Annotated in this window: 18 protein-coding genes; 5 read left to right on the plus strand and 13 right to left on the minus strand. The window is 36.8% G+C overall.

From position 1 onward, the window contains the following. Positions 1 to 450: 450 nt before the first annotated feature. Both GJU43_RS15305 and GJU43_RS15310 read left to right on the plus strand, forming a co-directional pair. Positions 451 to 1,800, plus strand: a complete 1,350-nt coding sequence (locus GJU43_RS15305; RefSeq protein ID WP_154341622.1) for a DEAD/DEAH box helicase — start codon at positions 451 to 453, stop codon at positions 1,798 to 1,800. A gap of 222 nt (positions 1,801 to 2,022) precedes the next feature. Beyond that, entirely contained in the window at positions 2,023 to 2,469 is a 447-nt protein-coding gene (locus GJU43_RS15310) for a hypothetical protein (RefSeq protein WP_154341623.1), read from the plus strand. Positions 2,470 to 2,600: 131 nt separating this feature from the next. Here the strand turns inward: GJU43_RS15310 and GJU43_RS15315 are convergent, their stop codons facing one another. From GJU43_RS15315 to GJU43_RS15335, 5 genes are all read right to left on the minus strand, one after another. Further along, complete coding sequence (locus GJU43_RS15315) at positions 2,601 to 3,179, minus strand: alkylphosphonate utilization protein (RefSeq protein WP_154341624.1); 579 nt, start codon at positions 3,177 to 3,179, stop codon at positions 2,601 to 2,603. A gap of 71 nt (positions 3,180 to 3,250) precedes the next feature. Next, complete coding sequence (locus GJU43_RS15320; protein WP_154341625.1) at positions 3,251 to 3,862, minus strand: zinc-ribbon domain-containing protein; 612 nt, start codon at positions 3,860 to 3,862, stop codon at positions 3,251 to 3,253. 85 nt (positions 3,863 to 3,947) lie between these two features. Further along, positions 3,948 to 4,406, minus strand: coding sequence for a pantetheine-phosphate adenylyltransferase (gene coaD / locus GJU43_RS15325; RefSeq protein ID WP_154341626.1), 459 nt, complete (start codon positions 4,404 to 4,406; stop codon positions 3,948 to 3,950). Between the two features lie 209 nt (positions 4,407 to 4,615). Then, positions 4,616 to 5,308 carry a DUF421 domain-containing protein gene (locus GJU43_RS15330; RefSeq protein ID WP_154341627.1) on the minus strand — a complete coding sequence of 231 codons (693 nt, stop codon included), beginning with the start codon at positions 5,306 to 5,308 and terminating at the stop codon, positions 4,616 to 4,618. A 408-nt stretch (positions 5,309 to 5,716) separates the two neighbouring features. Next, positions 5,717 to 6,688, minus strand: coding sequence for a D-alanine--D-alanine ligase (locus GJU43_RS15335; RefSeq protein ID WP_154341628.1), 972 nt, complete (start codon positions 6,686 to 6,688; stop codon positions 5,717 to 5,719). A gap of 189 nt (positions 6,689 to 6,877) precedes the next feature. Here GJU43_RS15335 and GJU43_RS15340 point away from each other — a divergent pair, with 189 nt between their 5' ends. The 3 genes from GJU43_RS15340 (at position 6,878) to GJU43_RS15350 (ending at position 8,768) form a co-directional block, all read left to right on the plus strand. Continuing rightward, positions 6,878 to 7,048 (plus strand): hypothetical protein, encoded by a 171-nt coding sequence (locus GJU43_RS15340; protein ID WP_154341629.1) that lies wholly within the window; start codon positions 6,878 to 6,880, stop codon positions 7,046 to 7,048. A 63-nt stretch (positions 7,049 to 7,111) separates the two neighbouring features. Continuing rightward, positions 7,112 to 7,735, plus strand: coding sequence for a PASTA domain-containing protein (locus GJU43_RS15345; RefSeq protein ID WP_154341630.1), 624 nt, complete (start codon positions 7,112 to 7,114; stop codon positions 7,733 to 7,735). Further along, positions 7,725 to 8,768 carry an RluA family pseudouridine synthase gene (locus GJU43_RS15350; RefSeq protein WP_154341631.1) on the plus strand — a complete coding sequence of 348 codons (1,044 nt, stop codon included), beginning with the start codon at positions 7,725 to 7,727 and terminating at the stop codon, positions 8,766 to 8,768. Before GJU43_RS15345 ends, GJU43_RS15350 begins: the two co-directional genes overlap by 11 nt. 67 nt (positions 8,769 to 8,835) lie before the next feature. On the opposite strand, the gene GJU43_RS15355 is transcribed toward GJU43_RS15350, so the two are convergent. From GJU43_RS15355 to GJU43_RS15390, 8 genes are all read right to left on the minus strand, one after another. Beyond that, entirely contained in the window at positions 8,836 to 9,450 is a 615-nt protein-coding gene (locus tag GJU43_RS15355) for a hypothetical protein (protein ID WP_154341632.1), read from the minus strand. Positions 9,451 to 9,458: 8 nt separating this feature from the next. After that, positions 9,459 to 10,700: an ATP-binding cassette domain-containing protein gene (locus GJU43_RS15360; RefSeq protein ID WP_154341633.1), complete on the minus strand. Its 1,242-nt coding sequence runs from the start codon at positions 10,698 to 10,700 to the stop codon at positions 9,459 to 9,461. A gap of 176 nt (positions 10,701 to 10,876) precedes the next feature. Beyond that, positions 10,877 to 11,734, minus strand: a complete 858-nt coding sequence (locus tag GJU43_RS15365) for a sulfurtransferase (RefSeq protein ID WP_154341634.1) — start codon at positions 11,732 to 11,734, stop codon at positions 10,877 to 10,879. 32 nt (positions 11,735 to 11,766) lie between these two features. Beyond that, positions 11,767 to 12,156 carry a DUF1398 domain-containing protein gene (locus tag GJU43_RS15370; RefSeq protein ID WP_154341635.1) on the minus strand — a complete coding sequence of 130 codons (390 nt, stop codon included), beginning with the start codon at positions 12,154 to 12,156 and terminating at the stop codon, positions 11,767 to 11,769. A 24-nt stretch (positions 12,157 to 12,180) separates the two neighbouring features. Further along, positions 12,181 to 13,173: an alpha/beta fold hydrolase gene (locus GJU43_RS15375; protein ID WP_154341636.1), complete on the minus strand. Its 993-nt coding sequence runs from the start codon at positions 13,171 to 13,173 to the stop codon at positions 12,181 to 12,183. A gap of 100 nt (positions 13,174 to 13,273) precedes the next feature. Further along, entirely contained in the window at positions 13,274 to 14,116 is an 843-nt protein-coding gene (locus tag GJU43_RS15380) for a maleylpyruvate isomerase N-terminal domain-containing protein (RefSeq protein ID WP_154341637.1), read from the minus strand. An 18-nt stretch (positions 14,117 to 14,134) separates the two neighbouring features. After that, positions 14,135 to 14,986, minus strand: a complete 852-nt coding sequence (locus tag GJU43_RS15385; RefSeq protein ID WP_154341638.1) for a mechanosensitive ion channel family protein — start codon at positions 14,984 to 14,986, stop codon at positions 14,135 to 14,137. Between the two features lie 91 nt (positions 14,987 to 15,077). Continuing rightward, positions 15,078 to 15,515: a thioesterase family protein gene (locus tag GJU43_RS15390; RefSeq protein WP_154341639.1), complete on the minus strand. Its 438-nt coding sequence runs from the start codon at positions 15,513 to 15,515 to the stop codon at positions 15,078 to 15,080. Positions 15,516 to 15,565: the final 50 nt, after the last annotated feature.

Consider the following 15,565-nt stretch of genomic DNA (forward strand, 5'->3'; position numbering starts at 1 on the left):
AAATGAGGGTAGGGCAATTTTGGCATTTAAACGCAAGGCACGCAAAGTTTTTTAATAATGGAAGGGTTTAAAAACGCAAAGTTCGCAAAGCTTTATAATCAAAACTTTTCGAACTTTGCGTGATTGAATAAAAGCAGCTTTACGAACTTTATGCATTCTAAGCGGTTACAATTGTTTGAGGTTTCAGGTTTCACGTTGAAATGTGGATAAAGCAACTTCGGCATTTTACCGTAAAGGATTTTAATTTATTTCACGCAAAGTCGCAAAGACGCAAAGAAAATAAACTTTGCGAATTTGTGTGATTGAGCAAAAAAAACTTTGCGTCTTTGCGACTTTGCGTGATTGAATAAAAAAAACTTTGCGTAAACCCTTGCGAACTTTGCGGTTAAAAAACTTGAAAGAAAGAAAACGTGAAAACCTGAAACCACTTTTTTTAACTACTTTTGCAAAATGAATAAAAAACACCATTCCAACAATATACTTTCGAATTTAGGTATTGAGAGCCTTAACGAAATGCAGGAAGTTGCACAGGATGCAATTCTTAACGACAATAACGTTTTATTACTTTCCCCTACAGGATCAGGGAAAACATTGGCCTTTTTATTGCCGGTTTTAGAATTATTGCAGCCTGAAATACTATCCGTTCAGTGTTTAATTTTAGTTCCTTCCCGTGAATTAGGACTCCAAATTGAACAAGTATGGAAAAAAATGGGAACCGATTATAAAGTAAATATTTGTTACGGTGGACACTCGATAGAGACCGAAATTAAAAACTTAAGCAATCCGCCTGCAGTTCTAATCGGAACTCCGGGACGAATTGCAGATCATATTGACAGGGGAACTTTTCGACTGGATAAAGTTCAGACCTTAATTCTGGATGAATTTGACAAGTCACTGCAATTGGGTTTTCATGAGCAGATGTCTTTTATCATTGGGAAATTAACGAAACTGAACAAAAGGGTTCTGGTTTCGGCTACTTCAGATGTTGAGATTCCGAGATATACAAGAGTGGTTAATCCTACCATTCTGGATTTTATTCCTGAGGAAGAGGAAAAGACCAATCTTTCGATGAAAATGGTGGTTTCTCCTGCAAAAGATAAACTGGAAAGTTTATTCAGTTTAATTTGTTCGTTGAAATCACAATCGGCTATTATTTTCTGTAACCATCGTGATGCGGCAGAGCGCATTAGCGATACCCTGAACGAAAAAGGAATCTATTCGGTTTATTATCACGGCGGAATGGATCAGGATGAGCGTGAACGTGCTTTGATTCAGTTCAGAAACGGAAGCGTGAGCTACCTAATCACAACCGATCTTGCGGCACGTGGTCTTGATATTCCGGAAATGAAGCATGTAATTCATTACCATCTGCCTTTAAAAGAAGACGAATTTACCCACCGTAACGGTCGTACAGCACGTATGCTTGCTTCCGGAACGGCTTATATACTCATTCATGAAAGTGAAAAAAAACTGGATTATATCGACTACGGAATGGATGTCCTGAATGTCGATAACTTAACAACATTACCAAAACCACCCGAATTTCAAACCATTTATATTAGTGGCGGAAAGAAAAACAAATTGAATAAAATCGATATTGTGGGCTTCTTTTCCCAAAAAGGAAAACTGGAAAAAGGAGATTTAGGTCTGATTGAAGTAAAAGACTTTATTTCGTTTGCAGCAGTGAAATATAATAAGGTAACAGAGTTGCTGAAAAATATCAGGGACGAGAAAATGAAAGGCAAAAAATTTAAAATTGAAGTGGCCAGAAAGGTCGTTAAAAAGGAAGAAGAGCGATAAAAGCAATCAGTTTTGGTCAATTTTATCGAAAAATGACAAACTTTTAAGCTGTTGTTTTGGGTTTATTTTGCTGATTTTTAAAAGGTTACATTTGTTTTATTTACCTGCTTTGGAATTTTAACTAATATTCACAATTTAATGTTAATAAAATAGCAGTTTTAGAGGTAATTTTTCATAATTTCGGCGTTTATAATATTAGTAAAAATTAACCCCAAATTCGTTATGAAAAAAATTATTACCCTTGCCATTTTGCTCTTTAGTTTTGTTTCGTTTGCACAGATTAAAGTTCTTGAAACTGTACCAGTTGAAAAATTGGGAAAAGTAAATAACAATTATATTCAAAAAATTGGAGATGAATATACTGTTTATTATACAAGTATTCAGAATGATGATGAATCTTCATCTTTAAGAAAGTTTTCATTTAAAAATGTAAACAATGATTACACAAGCCTTTATAATATTATTATGGGAGGTTTTACTGCAAGTCCTTTGTACGATATTAAATTAGAATTGCCTAATAACTATATCTGGTTGCACTACACAGGAAGTGCTATTCCTGAGAAAGCTACAGTTCAGTTCATGGTTTCTTCAAAAGAAGCTTCTTCTGCAACAAGCAGCGTTTCTGAGCCATTCGTTAAAGATCAAATCAATAAATTATTCCAGAAATAATTTACTTCAAGTATACAACTAAAAAAGGCTATTCAGATTTTGAATAGCCTTTTTTTTAGTTTACAGTCGCAGTGATCAGTCACAGTTTACAGTCTCAATAGGACTGCAAACTGTAAACTGCGACTGTAAACTTATATCTTCTTCACGTACTGTGTGATAATTACAATTTGTTGTCCGTCTACTTTTCCTTCTATGTATTCGGCATTTTCGTGGTCTAAACGAATGTTACGAACAGCAGTTCCCTGTTTGGCCACCATGCTGGATCCTTTTACTTTCAGGTCTTTGATTAAAACAACAGAATCTCCGTGTTCCAGTATTACGCCATTGCTGTCACGGTGTACCAGTTTGTTTTCATCTTCTTCTCCTTCACCTGTTGCTTGTGCCCATGCCAGTGTATCTTCATCCAGGTACATCATATCGAGTAATTCCTGTGGCCACCCTGCAGCACGCATGCGGCTTAACATTCTCCAGGCTACAACCTGCACGGCAACATTCTCGTTCCACATGCTGTCGTTTAAGCATCTCCAGTGATTTAAGTCTACATTATCGGGATTTTCAATCTGATCAATACAGGTACTGCAAGCCATTATGCTTTCGTCAATACCGCCTTTTCGAGTGGGCAGCACAGTATATACTTTTAGGTTTTCGGTTGCGCCACAAAGTTCACATTTCGATCCGCTGCGTTTGTTTAATTCTCTTTCTATGCTCATTTTATTATCTTATTTTTAGCGAAAGTATAGTTAAATACTACGTTTCGCAAATTATACCTGAAGATTAAATTCTAATTACGTTTAACTTCATAAATTTTCTTTTCATTATAAAGTTTCAGCATATCTTTTTTGGATATGGTAGACTTCTTGGTGTAATTTTTGTCAATATCAATCTGATCCGTCTCAGTTTTACTGCCAATTTCCATATCATTGAGGAAAACAGTCAAACTGTCTTTTGAAACCTGATTTATTTTTATAGTGGTATAATAACCTTCAGCTGAATTTAAAAAATAAATATCTCCGGCTTTTGGATTTTTTATAAAAGTTGCTGTGTCTAAATCTGTCTGATGTGAACTGTACGAAACAAGACCAATAATTGCAGCAATTAAAAACAATCCTGAAAACATCCAGATGGGGGTCTTCACTTTGTTTTTTTCTTTTTCTCTTTCCAGTTTTTGCTGGATTGCTGATGGTAATTCTTTTTGTTCGAATGTTTTTTTACAAGAATTACATTCCGCGAAAGTTAATTTTTTGATTGGAAAAAAAGGTATGAGATACAAGTGACCATATTTTCCAAAGACGCTGTAAATCATTGACACGTTTGTGTTGCAATTAGGACAATCTACATTAATAATTTTCCCATTTCTTAAATTTGTAGCTTTGGTTCCGTAATAAAATATCATTTTTAAATTTTTGGTTGGTACTGCAAAAATAGAGCTATATCTTACTTCTCCAAATTTTTATTTTTAAGTTAAAATTTACTTGGGCTTACTTTTTAACCCTAACAGCATCAGGTACCAATAATTCATATTCACCGCCATTTCGCAATACATCACGAACAATACTGGAGCTGATATAAGATGTTTTTGCAGCGGTTAACAGAAATACCGTTTCGATTTTAGAAAGGCGTCTGTTGGTATGTGCAATGGCTTTTTCGAATTCGAAATCCGCCGGATTTCGCAAGCCCCTTAATATGAAATTCGCTTTTAGTTTTTTAGCTAAATCTATCGTCAGTCCTTCATAAGTGATCACCGAAACTTTCGGTTCGTCTTTAAAGGTTTCTTCAATAAAACGTTTTCTTTCTTCCAGTGAAAACATGTATTTTTTTTCGGCATTGACACCAATCGCAATTACAATTTCGTCAAACAGGGAAATTCCTCTTTTGATAATATCTTCATGACCCAGCGTGATCGGATCAAAGGATCCCGGGAATATGGCTTTTCTCATTTTTTTTAGGTTCAGAGGTTTTTTTAGGTTCAGAGATCCAAAGTTACAAAGGTTCAAAGTTTTTTAATCAAAGAATCTAAAGCTTTTTTTTTAAGGTTCAGAGGTTCAAAGTGACAAAGGTTCAAAGTACTTTAAATAAATATGTTAAAGTTTTATTGATTTTTATTGGAATTTATCCAGATCGCTATCAGGATTGGAATTTAATTATTTTATGTTATTCTCAATGTTTTGATGGCCGGAACCCATTCGTCTTTTTGGCACACTTCGCATTTTGCGGTACCTGGTTTTTGTTCTTCGGTATGGCCACAAAAAGTACAGGCATGAATGCCTTCGTTCTCTATTATTTTACTTTTTTTATTGAATGCGGCCGGTAAAATGGGCAGACCGTATTTTACTTCCTCATTGTCATAAAAAAATACGCTTATCTCACCGCTGGTTTCTATAAAGGCATGCTTTACCTGTCCGAGATGTTCAATGGACTTTATGCGTAGTTCCGAGAAAAACTCATCCTGCGCCAGACTTTCTTTTTTGAAAGTGGCGATCGAAAATTTACCGTTATTAATTAAGCATTCGGTTTTGCCTTCAATGAATTCTTCAAATTTCTTGCTTTTTCCCGTAAGCCAGGTTACGCCACGGTATAAAGCAATAATTACCGTAAAAACGATGGCTGCAGGAACAATGCCAACATCTTCGTAAAACATAGGATCTCCCGCTGCGGAACCTAAGGCGATAATGATTACAGTTTCAAAAATAGAAAGTTGTTTTACGCCTCGTTTTCCCGCCAGTTTTAGGGTAAGTAACAGAATTGTAAACATGACTGTGGATCGAAAAATCACTTCCAGGGCAAAATTCTGCGGTAAGTCATTATAAAATATTCTGTTCCATTCGAAGATTTCTTTCATTTTTTTTCTTTTAGGTTCAAAGGTTCAGAGAGGCAAAGGTTCAAAGGTTTTTCTTTGAGGGGCTAAGTTTCTGAGTGGCTAAGGTACTAAGACCTGATTATTTAAATTTAGATTTTTTCTGGTGATTTTTATAATTTTACCACCTTCATAAAGTTTATTTAATTCTTTTTAAATTATAGTTTTGTGTCATTTCGACGAAGGAGAAATCGCATTCAGAGAGCGGCACAAAGCATCGTAAATTCATTAAGGGACTTCGACTTCGCTCAGTCTGACATTTCGATTTCACTTAGTCTGACAATTCGACTTCGCTCAGTCTAACAATTCGGCTTCGTTAGTCTTAAATATTGGGGTAAAAAAATAAGGTTCTAAAAACTTAGCGTCTTAGAACCTTAGTATCTTAGTAACTTTTTAAGAAAGCGCCAACTCAATCGCATTGGTGAACAAATCTTCCAGTGAGATTCCGGCTGCTTTGGCTTGCTGCGGAATGAGACTTTCTGTAGTTAATCCCGGAATCGTGTTCATTTCTAGCATGTACGGTTCGTTATCTACGATGATGAATTCGCTTCTCGAGAACCCTTTCATTTTTAAAACTTCGTAGGCGCGTTTTGCTGTTTCTCCCACTTTTTGCGTTAATTCGTCTGAAATTCTGGCAGGGGTTATCTCCTGTGATTTTCCTTCATATTTGGCTTCGTAGTCAAAGAAATCATTGTCTGATACAATTTCTGTAATCGGTAAAACTTTGATTTCGCCTTTATAATTGATTACCCCAACTGAAACTTCTGTTCCGTCAAGGAAACTTTCGATGATGATTTCGTTGTCTTCTTTATAAGCCACTTCAATGGCAATTGGCAATTCTGCTTCTGTTTTTACTTTTGAAATTCCGAAGCTTGAACCTGCTTTGTTTGGTTTTACGAAACAAGGCAGACCTACTTTTTTTACAATTTCGGCTGTATTGATCACATCACCTTTGTTCAGGTAATAGGAGATAGCCGTTTTGATTCCGTATGGTTTTAAAACCGAAAGTAAATCACGTTTATTGAAAGTCAATGCGGATTGGTAGTAGTCACAGGAAGATTGCGGGATGTTTAGTAATTCGAAATAAGCCTGCATTAATCCGTCTTCGCCCGGAGTTCCGTGGATGGCATTGAAAACACAGTCGAAAGTGATTTTTTGTCCGTTTACGGTTACTGAGAAATCATTTTTATCAATTGGAAATTCAGCATCGTTTTCGTCTACATAGACCCATTTTTCCTTAAAAATATGAATACGAAAACCGGCGTATTTTGTTTTGTCAAGGTATTGGTGTACGACGTTTCCGCTAATAAGAGAGATTTTATATTCGCTTGAATATCCGCCCATGATGATGGCTATGTTTTTCATTGACTTGATGTTTATTTGTTTAATCGTTTAATTGTTTATTTGTTTCAGGTTTTCTTTGTTTCAGGTTTCAGGTTTTTACATGTGATTCTTACTGTTGTCAGGCTGAGCGAAGTCGAAGCCCCGCAAAGTGTGTGCTCTCTGTATGCGATTTCTCCTTCGTCGAAATGACAAAAAAACAAAAATACTGTTATGAAATCTGAACTCCTAGCCCTGATGGGAGCGGCATCCTTTTGTGCCGGTGTTCGGCATAAAAGATACAGCGGACAGCAGGAAATGGCTCCTGAAAATTATCCTTCGGCTTCGTTCAGGATAACAATCGGCTTCGCTCAGGACAACAATCATACTAGTTTCTTGTTTTAAACAAAATTATCATTTTTTTTGAAACGAAATAGGTTTATCTTTGCCACAACTAAAAATAATTTTATGAGTTTACGTAAGTATTTAACAAGCCGTGTGTTTTTTCTTCAAGTCTTAGCTGCGGCTGCTATTATTGCAGTTTTGGGGTATTTGTTTATGCATTGGCTGACTTTTACAACGGATCACGGGAACGAAATAACAGTTCCGAATTTATCTAAACTGACAGAAGAACAAGTTGAAAGTAAGCTGGACGAATTAGACCTCGACTATGTGCTTTTGGATAGTGTTGATTACAGAAGTGAATTTCCTAAATACAGTGTTGTAGAGCAGGACCCATTGCCCGGGACAAAGGTAAAAGTGGGAAGAAAAATATATATTAAAATTAATGCATCCGGTTTTTCGTCGGTTAAAATTCCGGACTTAATCGAGAAAACCTACCGTGAAGCGGTTCCGACCTTAAAAGCTTTAGGGCTTGAAGAGGGAACAATCACTTATATTCCGAATCTTGGAAAAGATATGGTTCTGGAGATGCGTTATAAAGGCAGAAACTTAAAAGTAGGAGACCGCGTGCTCAAAGCTTCTAAAATTGATTTGGTTTTAGGAGACGGAAAAGCATCGTATGTAGACGACAGTCAGGCGACAGACAGTTTAGCTGCGCCGGCAACTGAAACCCCAAAAGATGAACAATAATAATGAAAATTTAGATCTGGAAGACGAATTATTCGAACATTTCAGATTTGAAGTCCCTAAAGGTCAGGCGCTGTTGCGTATTGACAAATATTTAATGAATTTGATTCAGAATGCGACCCGAAATAAAATTCAGAACGCAGCCACTGAAGGAAACATTTTTGTCAATGATATTCCTGTAAAATCAAATTATAAAGTGAAACCATTTGATGTGGTGACCGTAATGCTGACGCATCCTCCGTTTGAAAACCATATTCTTCCGGAAGATCTTCCGTTGAATATTGTCTATGAAGATGATGCTTTGTTACTGATTAACAAAGAACCCGGAATGGTGGTGCACCCTGGTCACGGAAATTATACCGGAACTCTGGTGAATGCCCTGGCGCATCATTTTGACAATCTGCCCATGAACAGCAGCGAACGCCCTGGTTTGGTGCACCGTATTGATAAGGATACCTCCGGACTTCTGGTGGTAGCCAAAACGGAAGCGGCCATGACACATCTGGCCAAACAGTTTGAAGCTAAAACTTCGGAACGCGAGTATATCGCGCTTGTTTGGGGAAATGTGGCCGAAGAGGAAGGGACAATTGAAGGAAACCTTGCCAGACATTTAAAAGACCGCATGCAGATGGCTGTTTTTGCTGATCCTGAAATCGGGAAACCTGCCATTACGCATTATAAAGTTTTGGAACGTTTTGGTTATGTGACTTTGATTTCCTGCCGATTAGAAACAGGAAGAACACACCAGATTCGAGCGCACATGAAGCATATCGGACATCCGTTGTTTAATGACGAACGTTATGGCGGCCATTTGATTCTGAAAGGAACGACGTTTACAAAATACAAACAGTTTATAGACAATTGTTTTAAAGCTTTGCCACGTCAGGCGCTGCATGCCAAAACTCTTGGTTTTGTGCATCCGAATACCGGAGAAATGATGCGTTTTGATACGGAACTGCCGCAGGATTTTCAGGATTGTATCGAGAAATGGCGCAATTACGGGAAGACGCATAATATGGAAGAAGAAGAGAATTAATTAGATAATTTTTTAATTAGAAAGTTAGATAATTCCTGATATTTGAAAAGCTCCGATGGAGCTTTTTTTATGGGATATTTTTAATGGTTAAGTCGGTGATTTTTGCTTCTCCGTTGGTTAGGAAACCTAATTTGCCTTTGCGGCTTAAATGGCTTTTTTCCAGGGAACATTCTAATGCAGTTTCGTTATTGACTGAAAAGAACAATTGATTGTGCAGCACTTTGATTTTTACGGAATACCATTTGTTGTTTTCTAACTTCATTGGTTTTTTAAACAACGTCGGGCCTCCGCGTTTTTCATATTCATCCGTTCCTTTTTTGTAAACACCTCTCCCGATTACGATATTCTGGTCGATCTGATAGAGATAGGTTCTGATATATTGTTCTTTATCGATGTTTAACATAATTTCAAACAGCGATTCTTTGGTCATATTGACGTTAAAATCGATTTCATAATTTTCAGGAAGTTTCTTTTTAGATTCCAGTACGCCCCAATGCATTGGGCCTCCGGTTCCCCTTAAGGTGTCTTTTTCAAGAAACCATTCTTCCGGATTTAAGTTCCAGTCTGATTTTAGGGCAGCCGCAGGAGTTATTTTGTATTCTTTTTTCGTTGTTGCAATGGTGCCGCAACAAGAAGTGATTATTAGGGATAAGACTAATAAAACGGGATATTTAATTTTCATTTTGTTTTTTAGTTTAACTCCGAGTGGTATTTGATTTTTCCGATTGATCCTGTGGGAGCCGGAAGCAATTCAAATACCGAAGTAGGAGCGAGGCCGGATTCGATGCGATGTGAAACGTATAAAATACTGACGTTTGTTGCCTCTTTAATGGTGTTGATCAGCTGAATCACCAAAGCAACATTTTCGTCGTCTAAACCTTCTACAGGTTCATCCAGAATTAATAAAGGCGGATGTTTTAAAACCGCACGAACAATTAACGCGACTCTTTGCTGGCCAATAGAAAGATCAATAAAACGTTTTTTGCGTAAATCATTCATTTCAATTACTTCCAGCCATTGTGCTACGATTTGTTTTTGCAAAGTTGTGGGTTCGGTGTATAAGCCGATGGAATCGAAAAACCCCGAAAGAATCATTTCTTCTAAAGTATGTCCTTTCTGGAACAGATCGGTCATGGAAGTCGTGAAGATTCCGATTTGTTTTTTAATGTCCCAGACGCTTTCTCCGGTTCCTTTTTTTCTTCCGAACAAATATAAATCCTGTCCGAAACCTTTTGGATTGTCTCCAGTGATTAAAGATAAAATCGTGCTTTTTCCGGAACCGTTCGGGCCGATTAACTGCCAGAATTCACCTTGTTTTATGGTCCATGAAATTTGATCTACAATTTTTCGGTCGTCATAGCTTACGGAAATATTTTCCATTTTGATTAAAACACTTTCGTCAAAGGAATGCGATTCTAAAGCTTTTGGAATTGCAGTTGTATTTAAGGTTTTATAAAGTTTTTCAATTTTTGAAAGAGGATGTAATTCAAATGTATTGTCTTTGATCTGCGCTTTATTGGGCACGAAATGAAGTACATCGGTAACGCGGTTTACAATTTGAATAATGGCGATCTGTTGTGTTAAATCTTTTAAAGATTCTGCTAAAACTACACGAGAGGCCTGATCTAAATGATCAAACGGATTATCGAAAATGATAAAGTCAGGTTTTTGGCTGATGCAGTATTTTAAAAACTCTTTTTTGCGTTCACCGGAAGAAAAGGTTCGCAATTGCCTGTGGGAATCGGGAGAAGCTTCGACAATGTCGTACTGGTATTCTTTTTCGATGAATTTCTCAATAGCAATATCTGAAAACAGTATTCCTTTTTGATTGTTAAAAACGGCTAATTCTCCTTTGGCGCTGCCCGAAAGTAAAGTATCGATAAAGGCTTTTTTATTGACCTGATTCGATAAAAGTATATCCCAATGCTGCATTTCTGTATTTTAAAATAATTGTTTTTACCTGTTGCGTATATTTTTAACCAACAAAAACAGAGATTAATAGTTGTTTTTTGTCACTCCCGATAGCTATCGGGATAATAGATTAGTACAGATTTTTAAAATCATTTTAATCCTTTACTCTGTGGCTAATAATGAATTTTACTTCGCCGTTATTTTATTTCCTGTGTAAACATGTCGCGATCGTTTCTTGACCATTCACTCCAGGATCCTACATAAAGTTTTGGGATTTCAATTCCGGCATAATCCATTGCTAATAAAGTATGGCAGGCCGTAACGCCCGAGCCACAATGTACAATAGTGTTTTCAGGTTTTACATCGCCTAAAATCTGGCTGTATTTCTGATGTAATATTTCAGCAGAATGATAAAAGCCATTTTCGTCTAAGTTTTCACTAAAAGGAACATTTATCGCGCCCGGAATATGTCCTGCGATTAAATCCAGTGGTTCTGTGAGCCCGTCAAAACGATTTTTATCTCTTACATCGATTACTCTGTTTTCGTTGTTATTTCGGGCTTTTTCGACTACTTCAATATCGGCTAAGCCTAAATTCCATGCTGAAACAGGATACTTTTGAGCAGGTTCGAAAATTTCAATTTCTGCACTTACCGGAAAACCGGCTTTTATGGCGGCTTGAAGGCCACCATTTACCACCTGTACTTTTTCATGGCCAATGGCACGTAGCATCCACCAGAACCGGGCTGCGGCATTCGATCCGTTTTTATCATCATAAATTACTACATAACTTGAAGGCCGAATTCCAAGTTTTGAAAGTACTTCTGAGAACTTTTCAAAAGACGGCAGCGGATGTCTTCCGCCCTGTGCAGGATCGCTTTCAACAGTTGCCAGGTCCTTATTCAGATCAGCATAGCGGGCGCCTTTTAAGTGCTCCTTTTTATAATTTTCTTCGGCATTAATTCCGGCTCGTGCATCAATTAAGATAATCTCTGAAGATTCCTGCAGTTTTACTAATTCTTCCGGATGTATAAGGGGTGACAATGTATTGGACATTTAAATGAAAAATTAAATTCTTTTTAAAAATGTTAACCTGGGATTTTTTCAATCAATATTTCGTTTCCTGCCAGATCAAAATAAGTGCAGGTCATTTCGATGATATCTACACGCCATTTGGCGATACCACATTGTGCAGCATGATTGCAAAAGGTAAGATAATCCGTTTCACCATTCTGATGTTTGACCAGAAATTCAATAAAAAGCTCTTTATTGACATTAGCTGAGATTTTAATTTCATTGTACTTTTCATCTGCAGTAGCGCTATAGTTGTTTACTCCGTAATATTCAACATGGCCGTCGTGCACAAACGTATCGTACCCTTTTACGCCTAAAATGATTAAATCCTGTATATAATTTGGAAAATCAGCACCGCTTTTTACTTTGGCATGTGCTTCTTTTATTTGTTCTATCGTAAACATATAGTTTGTTTTTAAGGTTAAAATTTATTGTTTCAAAAATACAATTAATGGTTTTATAAATGAATCAAAAGATTCAATATGTGGTAAATGTCCGGTGTTCGGAACTTCGACTAATTTTGCATTCGGAATTGCTTTTTGTGTTTTTTTGCCTAATTCCATATAATTGCCCATTGTTTTTCTGACATCTTCCGGAACAAGCGGTTTTCCTAAGGCGGTTTTATCTCTCGTTCCGATGATTAGAAGTGTCGGACTTTTGATGTTTTTAAATTCGTATAAAACAGGTTGTGTAAAAATCATATCGTAGAGTAAGGCAGAGTTCCAGGCCACTTTTGAATAATCGGGAGCAGTCGTCCATCCGGCGCCGAGTTCGGCCCATTTTTGAAAATCGGGATTCCATTTTCCGTCGTAATAATTCTCCATTTGGTATTTTTTGATGGCTTCGTAATTTTGTTTCAATTCCGATTCGTACCACCATTCAACAGTTTTGTAGGGAACGACTAATTTCCAGTCTTCTAAACCAATCGGATTTTCAAGTACTAGTTTTTCTGCTGTTTCGGGATACATCAGCGCAAATCTTGTGGCCAACATTCCTCCCATGGAATGCCCCAGAATATTTGCTTTCTGAATTCCTAAATGGTCCAGTACTTTTTTGGTATTTTCTGCCAGTTGCTGAAAAGTATACTGAAAATGATCCGGTTTTGAAGATTTTCCGAAACCAATCTGATCGGGAACAATAACTCTGAAACCCTCTTTTGTCAAGGCTTTAATCGTAGTTTCCCAATAAGCTCCGTTGAAATTTTTCCCATGAAGCAAAACGATATTTTTGTTGTTGTAATTATCGGGTTTGATATCCATGTAAGCCATTTTTAAAGGCTGACGCTGATTGTTCACTTCTAAAAAATGAACAGGAAAAGGATATTCATAATTCGTTAAATTGATGTCGAGTGCTTTTATATTTTCCTGCTGCGCCAGGCATAGGAAGGGAAGCAGCAATATAATGATTTGTATTTTTTTCATTTTCGGACAGTGTTTATTTGCAATTATAATAAAAGTAAGCCTTACCGCTTTAAAAGCAAAAATTATAATCTTAAAATTATCAGAAAATATTTATTATAAATTAGGCCATGACAGCGACAATGTTTAAAGCGATTTCGCCTAAGTTTTGGTCTCCTGTAATTTTTACTTTTTCTTTAGCTTCGGTCGGAGTCATTCCTTTTGAAAATAAAAGCCAGGCATCATCCGGGGAAATTTTGAGGGTTGCGGTTGGTTTTACTTTCGGGGATTCGATAAATTTCCATTGATTTTCTTCTTTAATAATGCTCCATTCGCCACCAATTTCAGTATCAACAATCAATGTAACGATTGTTCCTTTTTCTGCCGGTACATTTTGATACGTATGAGGCAAGGCATACATAAATGTACTGATGAAAGGATGGAATAAGGCTTTCGTCAAGAGTGCCTGTTTTCCGACGGCATTTCTAATTTGCTGCTGGTGGAGGAATTTCTCCGAATATTCGCGGGCAATATGAAACCAGTTTAATGACGTTTCTTCTCCGGCCCACGCAACAGAGAATATAGCATTTTCAAAAGGAGGTAATGTTTGTAAATGTTCGGAGTATTGTTTTCCGGTACTTTCAAGCAAATTGACCAAAATTTCGGGACTAAGTCGTTTTGTAGCGTTGGTCCAGGTCATATTCAATTGATTTAAGAAGTCAACCAGATCGCTATAAGAATTAATATTTTCCGGGGTTTCTCCAAAAAAATGATCACGGGATATTGATAAACCTCTTAAATTTCCATCAAGTAAATGAGATGCAATGTCTTTTACCTTCCATTTTTTAGCAACGGTTTGTGCGTTCCATTCTTCGTGTGTTAGTGATTTTAATAAGTCAATCAATAATTTGTCTAAAACAGGGAACAGCTGTACGGTTTGGATTGGTATAATTTGCGAAGATTCCATAAAAGTTTCTATTTTTTTCTAAGGTTTTGTTTCGTTGCTTTTAAAAGTAACAACACGTTGCGGATACGGAATATCAATAGCAGCTTCATCAAAACGCTTTTTGATGCTTTGCAGTAAATCACAATACATGATAAAACCATCTGTAGAATTTTTAGACCACGCCCAGGCTTTCAGCGTTACGCTTGAATCTGCCAGTGCTACAACGCGCGCTACGACAAGAGGAGCTTTTAGTTTTTTATTTTCTGCTGTTCGGGTATCAATAAAAAGAGGATGTTTGGCTACTTCTTCTCTCATGATTTCCAATGCTTTTTCTACATCTGATTCATAACCAATACCAATTTCTATTATTTTACAGCATTTGGTGTCGTGCATGTTGGTGTTTACAATAATCTGATTGCTGATAACCGAATTTGGAATAATGATTCGGTTGTTTTCGGCATCTTTCAGAACGACCTGTCTCAGATTAATATCTTCTACTATACCGACGAAGCTATTGATGGTAATTTTATCATTGATTCGGAAAGGCTTGAAAATCACCAGGAAAATACCGCTTACAATATTACTAAGAGCTTGTTGTGATGCCAGACCCGCTACGAGGGAAATTACTCCGGCACCGGCCAAAAAAGAATGTCCGATAATTTTAAATTCGGGAATCTGGATTAACGCAAAAGCAAATCCTAAAATATAAATTACGGTGATGATTAAATGCTTTAAAAACCGGAAACCAGTTGCGTCATATTCTTTATTGCTCAGTTTGCGATACAGAAAATAACGTAATATTTTGTCGGTAATGGCTCCCAGGATTATAGTAACAATGGCTATAATGGCAATAACAATACCTATTCTAAAGTCTTTTAAATAATCAATCATAGGGTTGTAAGTTTAAAAAAATCCAAAAAGCGACTATTTTTCAGAAAGCCCTTTTTGGATTTTTGTACTTGATAGCAAGTCGGTTTTTCTTTTACAGTCCGACAAAGTCATCACTTTTAGGGAAAATACTCAAAGCTTCAATAGCAATTTCAGGAGTGGGAGAAGCTAATTTACGCAATTTGGTATCCATCCAGGCGCCATCAACCGTGATAACGGCACAAAGGGTGTCGTCTTCCTTCCTGAATTCATGAACGATAGACCAGCGTGACGCATCGGCTTTCATTTTTGAAGTTTTGGTATGAAGGAATATCTTATCTGAAAGTTTTAATTCTTTTCTAAAGATGCATTCTTCCCTAAACAATACCGGGCCAAAACCCTGCGTCTGCATGACACGTAATGTTAAACCTAACTGCTCTAATATTTCGATACGATGTTGTGCTCCAAAATCGTAATAAGCACTATGACGAACGTGAAAATTTGGATCAAGATCTGACCAGCGAAAAGATAATTCTTTAATAAATGAAGCCATTTTATAGTTGTAAATTTTATGAAAATCGAAATTACAAATAAAAAATTAAA

Origin of the sequence: Flavobacterium sp. LC2016-23 (genome assembly GCF_009674775.1) — a bacterium.
GTDB lineage: Bacteria > Bacteroidota > Bacteroidia > Flavobacteriales > Flavobacteriaceae > Flavobacterium.

Excerpts from the sequence above, each read along its gene's own strand:
- GJU43_RS15345 (WP_154341630.1), top strand. The coding sequence starts at position 7,112 with ATGAGTTTACGTAAGTATTTAACAAGCCGTGTGTTTTTTCTTCAAGTC.
- GJU43_RS15310 (WP_154341623.1), top strand. The coding sequence starts at position 2,023 with ATGAAAAAAATTATTACCCTTGCCATTTTGCTCTTTAGTTTTGTTTCG.
- GJU43_RS15315 (WP_154341624.1), bottom strand. The coding sequence starts at position 3,179 with ATGAGCATAGAAAGAGAATTAAACAAACGCAGCGGATCGAAATGTGAA.
- GJU43_RS15370 (WP_154341635.1), bottom strand. The coding sequence starts at position 12,156 with ATGTTTACGATAGAACAAATAAAAGAAGCACATGCCAAAGTAAAAAGC.
- GJU43_RS15340 (WP_154341629.1), top strand. The coding sequence starts at position 6,878 with ATGAAATCTGAACTCCTAGCCCTGATGGGAGCGGCATCCTTTTGTGCC.
- GJU43_RS15355 (WP_154341632.1), bottom strand. The coding sequence starts at position 9,450 with ATGAAAATTAAATATCCCGTTTTATTAGTCTTATCCCTAATAATCACT.
- GJU43_RS15360 (WP_154341633.1), bottom strand. The coding sequence starts at position 10,700 with ATGCAGCATTGGGATATACTTTTATCGAATCAGGTCAATAAAAAAGCC.
- GJU43_RS15380 (WP_154341637.1), bottom strand. The coding sequence starts at position 14,116 with ATGGAATCTTCGCAAATTATACCAATCCAAACCGTACAGCTGTTCCCT.
- GJU43_RS15320 (WP_154341625.1), bottom strand. The coding sequence starts at position 3,862 with ATGATATTTTATTACGGAACCAAAGCTACAAATTTAAGAAATGGGAAA.
- GJU43_RS15350 (WP_154341631.1), top strand. The coding sequence starts at position 7,725 with ATGAACAATAATAATGAAAATTTAGATCTGGAAGACGAATTATTCGAA.
- GJU43_RS15390 (WP_154341639.1), bottom strand. The coding sequence starts at position 15,515 with ATGGCTTCATTTATTAAAGAATTATCTTTTCGCTGGTCAGATCTTGAT.
- GJU43_RS15385 (WP_154341638.1), bottom strand. The coding sequence starts at position 14,986 with ATGATTGATTATTTAAAAGACTTTAGAATAGGTATTGTTATTGCCATT.
- coaD (WP_154341626.1), bottom strand. The coding sequence starts at position 4,406 with ATGAGAAAAGCCATATTCCCGGGATCCTTTGATCCGATCACGCTGGGT.
- GJU43_RS15365 (WP_154341634.1), bottom strand. The coding sequence starts at position 11,734 with ATGTCCAATACATTGTCACCCCTTATACATCCGGAAGAATTAGTAAAA.
- GJU43_RS15330 (WP_154341627.1), bottom strand. The coding sequence starts at position 5,308 with ATGAAAGAAATCTTCGAATGGAACAGAATATTTTATAATGACTTACCG.
- GJU43_RS15305 (WP_154341622.1), top strand. The coding sequence starts at position 451 with ATGAATAAAAAACACCATTCCAACAATATACTTTCGAATTTAGGTATT.
- GJU43_RS15375 (WP_154341636.1), bottom strand. The coding sequence starts at position 13,173 with ATGAAAAAAATACAAATCATTATATTGCTGCTTCCCTTCCTATGCCTG.
- GJU43_RS15335 (WP_154341628.1), bottom strand. The coding sequence starts at position 6,688 with ATGAAAAACATAGCCATCATCATGGGCGGATATTCAAGCGAATATAAA.